Source organism: Bacillus sp. LR_5 (genome assembly GCF_042709275.1).
Window position 1 is genome coordinate 1 of the sequence record NZ_JAVAXX010000341.1, and the last position, 6130, is coordinate 6130.

The 6130-nt window shown below is 44.5% G+C and carries 5 protein-coding genes and 1 riboswitch; of the genes, 4 read left to right on the forward strand and 1 reads right to left on the reverse strand.

Translation table 11 applies throughout. From position 1 onward, the window contains the following. Positions 1–149: 149 nt before the first annotated feature. The 4 genes from abfB to RAC86_RS33980 all read left to right on the forward strand — a co-directional run bounded on the left by abfB (position 150) and on the right by RAC86_RS33980 (position 5778). Positions 150–1637 carry an alpha-L-arabinofuranosidase AbfB gene (abfB, locus tag RAC86_RS33965; RefSeq protein ID WP_088327483.1) on the forward strand — a complete coding sequence of 496 codons (1488 nt, stop codon included), beginning with the start codon at positions 150–152 and terminating at the stop codon, positions 1635–1637. Between the two features lie 322 nt (positions 1638–1959). Continuing rightward, positions 1960–2274: a thioredoxin gene (trxA, locus tag RAC86_RS33970; RefSeq protein WP_003222500.1), complete on the forward strand. Its 315-nt coding sequence runs from the start codon at positions 1960–1962 to the stop codon at positions 2272–2274. Positions 2275–2409: 135 nt separating this feature from the next. Beyond that, on the forward strand, positions 2410–4182 hold the full coding sequence (uvrC, locus tag RAC86_RS33975; RefSeq protein WP_044052482.1) for an excinuclease ABC subunit UvrC: 1773 nt from the start codon (positions 2410–2412) through the stop codon (positions 4180–4182). A 64-nt stretch (positions 4183–4246) separates the two neighbouring features. After that, positions 4247–4426: riboswitch (Lysine riboswitch) on the forward strand. A 125-nt stretch (positions 4427–4551) separates the two neighbouring features. Beyond that, positions 4552–5778 (forward strand): aspartate kinase, encoded by a 1227-nt coding sequence (locus RAC86_RS33980; protein ID WP_024572581.1) that lies wholly within the window; start codon positions 4552–4554, stop codon positions 5776–5778. A 43-nt stretch (positions 5779–5821) separates the two neighbouring features. Here RAC86_RS33980 and RAC86_RS33985 read toward each other — a convergent pair. Further along, positions 5822–6130 (reverse strand): YslB family protein (locus RAC86_RS33985; RefSeq protein WP_377886571.1); only part of this gene is annotated, 309 nt, incomplete at its 5' end.

The following is a 6130-nucleotide window of genomic DNA, read 5'->3' on the forward strand; positions in this document are numbered from 1 at the left end:
ACAATAGAAAATGTCGTTGACATGTACGAACATATATAATATGGTTACTTTAAAAGCGCTTACATTCATGCTGACTCCTCAGGCAAAAGACAGATCACATATTTGACTGTGGTGCTTTTCATATCCGTATGAAAGGAATGATCAGAGGCATGTCTGAACATCAAGCAGTGATTCAAACAGATATCGTAAAAGGAACCATTAACAAAAATATATACGGTCATTTTGCTGAGCATTTAGGAAGAGGGATTTATGAGGGGATCTGGGTTGGAACGGACTCAGACATCCCCAATATCAACGGGATACGAAAGGACGTGCTGGAGGCGCTCAAACAGCTGCACATTCCTGTCCTCAGGTGGCCGGGCGGGTGTTTTGCGGACGAATACCATTGGGCAAACGGTGTCGGTGACCGTAAGACAATGCTGAACACTCACTGGGGCGGTACAATTGAATCAAATGAATTCGGAACGCATGAATTTATGATGCTTTGCGAGCTGCTTGAATGCGAGCCATATATTTGCGGCAATGTCGGAAGCGGAACCGTTCAGGAAATGTCGGAGTGGATTGAGTATATGACATTTGAAGAAGGCACGCCGATGTCAGACTGGAGAAAGCAAAATGGAAGAGAAGAGCCTTGGAAGCTGAAATATTTCGGCGTGGGCAATGAAAACTGGGGCTGCGGCGGCAACATGCATCCCGAATACTACGCAGATCTGTACCGGCGTTTTCAGACTTATGTCCGCAATTACAGCGGGAATGACATTTATAAAATTGCAGGCGGCGCAAATGTGGATGATTTTAATTGGACGGACGTGCTTATGAAAAAAGCCGCTGGCCTGATGGACGGGTTGAGTCTTCATTATTACACGATTCCGGGGGATTTCTGGAAGGGCAAAGGATCAGCCACAGAATTCACGGAAGATGAATGGTTTATTACGATGAAAAAAGCCAAATACATCGATGAATTGATTCAAAAACACGGCACGATTATGGACCGGTACGATCCGGAGCAGCGGGTCGGACTGATTATTGATGAATGGGGCACGTGGTTTGATCCCGAGCCAGGCACGAATCCCGGTTTCTTATATCAGCAAAACACCATTCGTGATGCACTGGTGGCGGCTTCTCATTTCCACATTTTCCATCAGCATTGCCGCCGGGTGCAAATGGCCAACATCGCCCAAACAGTAAATGTTCTTCAAGCGATGATTTTGACTGAGGGAGAGCGGATGCTTTTGACACCGACGTACCATGTATTCAATATGTTTAAGGTGCACCAGGACGCTTCTCTTTTAGCCACAGAGACAATGTCTGCCGACTATGAATGGAACGGTGAAACGCTTCCGCAAATCAGCATTTCAGCGTCGAAACAAGCTGAAGGCGATATCAATATCACAATTTGCAACATCGATCACCAAAACAAAGCGGAGGCGGAAATCGAGCTGAGGGGCCTACACAAGGCAGCGGACCATTCCGGAGTCATTCTTACGGCAGAAAAAATGAATGCGCATAACACGTTTGACGATCCTCATCATGTCAAACCGGAATCCTTCAGGCAATACACGCTCAGCAAAAACAAACTGAAAGTAAAACTCCCGCCAATGTCAGTCGTCTTACTTACGCTGCGTGCTGATTCTTAATCGCGCAAGAGCGCCGGAGCTTCATGCCGGCGCTCTTTTTCAGGTTTTAAAACAGCTCCGGCAGGGCATGGTAAAGTACATGACAGTGAAGAGGAGATGTGATCTTATGCTTCGTACCATTTTAATGATTATTGGGGCAATTGTAGTGATCGGGGCCATTATCAGATTTGTGTTTTAAAAAAAGAGCATATCCCATTCAACCATATAAAAATGAGTAAACCGGCTGTGATCAGGAAAAAATAATTTGTAAGCATTAAAATAGCGTGAACGAATGGGAGATGCTATACTAAAAATCATCATTTCACATTGGAGGAATTCAATAATGGCTATCGTAAAAGCAACTGATCAATCTTTCTCAGCTGAAACAAGCGAAGGCGTCGTACTGGCAGACTTCTGGGCTCCTTGGTGCGGACCTTGTAAAATGATTGCACCTGTTCTTGAAGAATTGGATCAAGAAATGGGAGACAAACTGAAAATCGTAAAAATCGATGTAGACGAAAACCAAGAAACTGCCGGAAAATACGGTGTTATGAGCATCCCGACTCTTCTTGTGTTAAAAGACGGCGAAGTAGTTGAAACTTCAGTCGGCTTCAAACCAAAAGAAGCGCTTCAAGAGCTTGTAAACAAACATCTTTAATTTTCCGCTGCTTACATGCCAGAGCGATTCCGATTGAGGGATCGCTTTTTTTATTCGCCAATTGTGAACCATAGAGAAAAACAAACGTTCGTGTTAAACTGGAAATAAAGGATTAAACATAAGGAAGGGTAACATATGAACAAACAACTGAAAGAAAAACTCGCCCTCCTTCCTGATCAACCGGGTTGTTATCTCATGAAGGACCGGCAGCAGACTGTGATCTACGTAGGGAAAGCAAAAGTGCTGAAAAACAGAGTGCGCTCCTACTTCACCGGTTCTCACGACGCGAAAACCCAAAGGCTTGTGACGGAAATCGAGGATTTTGAATATATCGTGACGTCCTCCAATCTTGAAGCGCTTATTTTAGAAATGAATCTGATCAAAAAGCATGATCCGAAATACAACGTCATGCTCAAAGACGACAAAACCTATCCTTTCATAAAACTCACCCATGAACGCCACCCAAGGCTGATTGTCACACGCAATGTCAAAAAAGACAAAGGGCGCTATTTCGGGCCGTATCCGAATGTACAGGCAGCAAGGGAAACAAAAAAACTGCTCGACCGTCTGTATCCTCTCAGAAAATGCTCCAAGCTCCCGGACAGAGTGTGCCTTTACTATCATCTGGGCCAATGCCTCGCTCCGTGTGTAAAGGATATTTCCGAAGAGACGAACAGAGAGCTGGTTGAAAGCATTACACGTTTCTTAAGGGGCGGCTATAATGAGGTCAAAAAAGAGCTTGAAGAGAAAATGCATGAAGCTGCTGAGAATCTTGAGTTTGAACGAGCAAAAGAGCTTCGTGACCAAATGGCCCATATTGAATCAACGATGGAAAAACAAAAAATGACGATGAACGATCTAGTCGACCGTGATGTGTTCGCGTACGCGTACGATAAGGGCTGGATGTGCGTGCAGGTCTTTTTCATCCGCCAAGGAAAGCTCATTGAACGCGATGTCAGCATGTTCCCGCTTTATCAGGAAGCAGATGAAGAGTTCCTCACGTTCATCGGGCAGTTCTATTCAAAAAACAACCACTTCCTTCCGAAGGAGATTTTAGTTCCGGACAGCGTAGATCAATCCATGATCGAGCAGCTGCTGGAAACAAACGTTCACCAGCCGAAAAAAGGCCCGAAAAAAGAACTGCTCATGCTTGCCCATAAAAATGCAAAAATCGCATTGAAAGAAAAATTCTCTTTAATCGAACGGGACGAGGAGCGTTCAATCGGGGCAGTGCAGAAACTAGGTGAGGCATTAAATATTTATACGCCGCACAGAATTGAAGCGTTTGATAACTCAAATATACAGGGGACAAACCCGGTTTCCGCGATGATTGTGTTTATCGATGGCAAACCATACAAAAAGGAATACCGCAAATATAAAATCAAAACTGTTACAGGGCCGGATGATTACGGTTCTATGAGAGAGGTTGTCAGAAGACGCTATACGAGAGTGCTTCGTGAGAATCTGCCGCTGCCCGATCTGATTATCATTGACGGAGGAAAAGGGCAGATCAACGCAGCAAGGGATGTCATTGAAAATGAACTCGGCTTGGATATCCCGATCGCCGGTCTAGCGAAAGATGAAAAACACAGAACCTCAAATTTACTGATCGGTGAGCCGCTGGAGGTAGTGTATCTGGAACGAAACAGCCAGGAATTTTACCTCCTGCAGCGCATTCAAGACGAGGTGCACCGTTTTGCAATCAGTTTTCACAGGCAAATCCGCGGAAAAAGCGCGTTTCAATCCGTTTTGGACGACATCCCGGGTATCGGAGAGAAAAGAAAGAAAATGCTGTTAAAGCATTTCGGTTCCGTTAAAAAAATGAAGGAAGCAAGCCTTGAGGACATCAAAAAAGCCGGTGTTCCCACAGCGGCGGCTCAGCTCCTTTACGACAAATTGCAAAAATAATGTTGTCCTTTTAAATAAGATCTGATAAAATGTGAACTAATTTCATAGTTAGATCGTGTTATATGGTGAAGATAGAGGTGCGAACTTCAAGAGTATGCCTTTGGAGAAAGATGGATTCTGTGAAAAAGGCTGAAAGGGGAGCGTCGCCGAAGCAAGTAAAACCCCATCGGTATTATTTGCTGGCCGTGCATTGAATAAATGTAAGGCTGTCAAGAAATCATTTTCTTGGAGGGCTATCTCGTTGTTCATAATCATTTATGATGATTAATTGATAAGCAATGAGAGTATTCCTCTCATTGCTTTTTTTATTGTGGACAAAGCGCTCTTTCTCCTCACCCGCACGAACCAAAATGTAAAGGGTGGTAATACATGGGTCTTATTGTACAAAAATTCGGAGGCACTTCCGTCGGCTCAGTCGAAAAAATTCAAAATGCGGCAAACCGCGCAATTGCAGAAAAACAGAAAGGCCATCAAGTCGTTGTCGTCGTTTCAGCAATGGGAAAATCCACTGACGAATTGGTCAGCCTTGCAAAAGCTATTTCTGACCAGCCGAGCAAACGCGAAATGGATATGCTGCTGGCGACAGGCGAGCAGGTCACGATTTCACTCCTTTCAATGGCATTGCAGGAAAAAGGCTATGACGCTGTGTCTTATACTGGCTGGCAGGCGGGAATCCGTACGGAGGCCATTCACGGAAACGCCAGAATTACAGATATCGACACTTCGGTTTTAGCAGACCAGCTTGAAAAAGGAAAAATTGTCATTGTTGCAGGCTTCCAAGGCATGACAGAGGATTGTGAAATTACGACATTGGGCCGGGGCGGTTCAGATACAACAGCAGTTGCTTTGGCTGCCGCTTTAAAAGCTGATAAATGTGACATATACACAGACGTGCCAGGTGTGTTTACAACCGATCCGCGCTATGTGAAATCAGCGAGAAAACTTGCGGGCATCTCATACGATGAAATGCTTGAGCTTGCCAATTTAGGCGCCGGCGTTCTTCATCCGAGAGCAGTTGAGTTCGCGAAAAATTACCAAGTGCCGTTAGAAGTGCGTTCAAGTACAGAAACCGAAGCGGGAACATTAATTGAGGAGGAATCATCCATGGAACAGAATTTAATTGTCAGAGGCATTGCATTTGAAGATCAAATCACAAGAGTAACCATTTACGGGCTGACTAGCGGCCTGACAACTTTGTCTACTATTTTTACGACACTTGCCAAAAGAAACATAAACGTGGATATCATTATCCAAACGCAGGCCGAGGACAAGACTGGAATTTCCTTCTCTGTCAAAACAGAAGATGCAGACCAAACCGTTGCGGTGCTTGAAGAGTATAAAGACGCGCTGGAATTTGAGAAAATCGAGACAGAAAGCAAATTGGCTAAAGTATCCATTGTTGGATCCGGCATGGTCTCAAATCCCGGTGTAGCGGCTGAAATGTTTGCTGTACTGGCGCAAAAAAACATTTTAATCAAAATGGTCAGCACATCTGAAATCAAAGTGTCAACAGTCGTAAGCGAAAATGACATGGTGAAAGCAGTCGAGTCGCTTCACGATGCATTTGAGCTTTCAAAACACCCTTCAGCTGTGTAATGACAATCAAAAAGGCGGGACTATGCAGTCACCGCCTTTTTGATTACACTGGGTCTTTCATATCCCATTTCACAGTCAGAACCACTTTATCGGCTCTCTTTTTCACTTGTTCATATGATTCGGCAATCTGATCATTCATCAATTGAATTTGTTCAGCGATAAAACCAGCCTCCAGCTGAAAGCAAGGTTCTTTCTGATGTTTAAGCCGGTTGGAAATGATCGGCCCTTCAAGTTCAAATTCAAGCTCCTGTTTTTTAGCGCTTACGTTGGTGAGGGTTCCCCAGCCCGCTTCTTCAAAGAAGGCCGGAAATTCCTCCCATGATTCAAGAGGAAACTTACGGGCGAGATGTTT

Coding starts and splice junctions, on each gene's coding strand:
- RAC86_RS33980 (WP_024572581.1), top strand. CDS start 4,552: ATGGGTCTTATTGTACAAAAATTCGGAGGCACTTCCGTCGGCTCAGTC.
- uvrC (WP_044052482.1), top strand. CDS start 2,410: ATGAACAAACAACTGAAAGAAAAACTCGCCCTCCTTCCTGATCAACCG.
- trxA (WP_003222500.1), top strand. CDS start 1,960: ATGGCTATCGTAAAAGCAACTGATCAATCTTTCTCAGCTGAAACAAGC.
- abfB (WP_088327483.1), top strand. CDS start 150: ATGTCTGAACATCAAGCAGTGATTCAAACAGATATCGTAAAAGGAACC.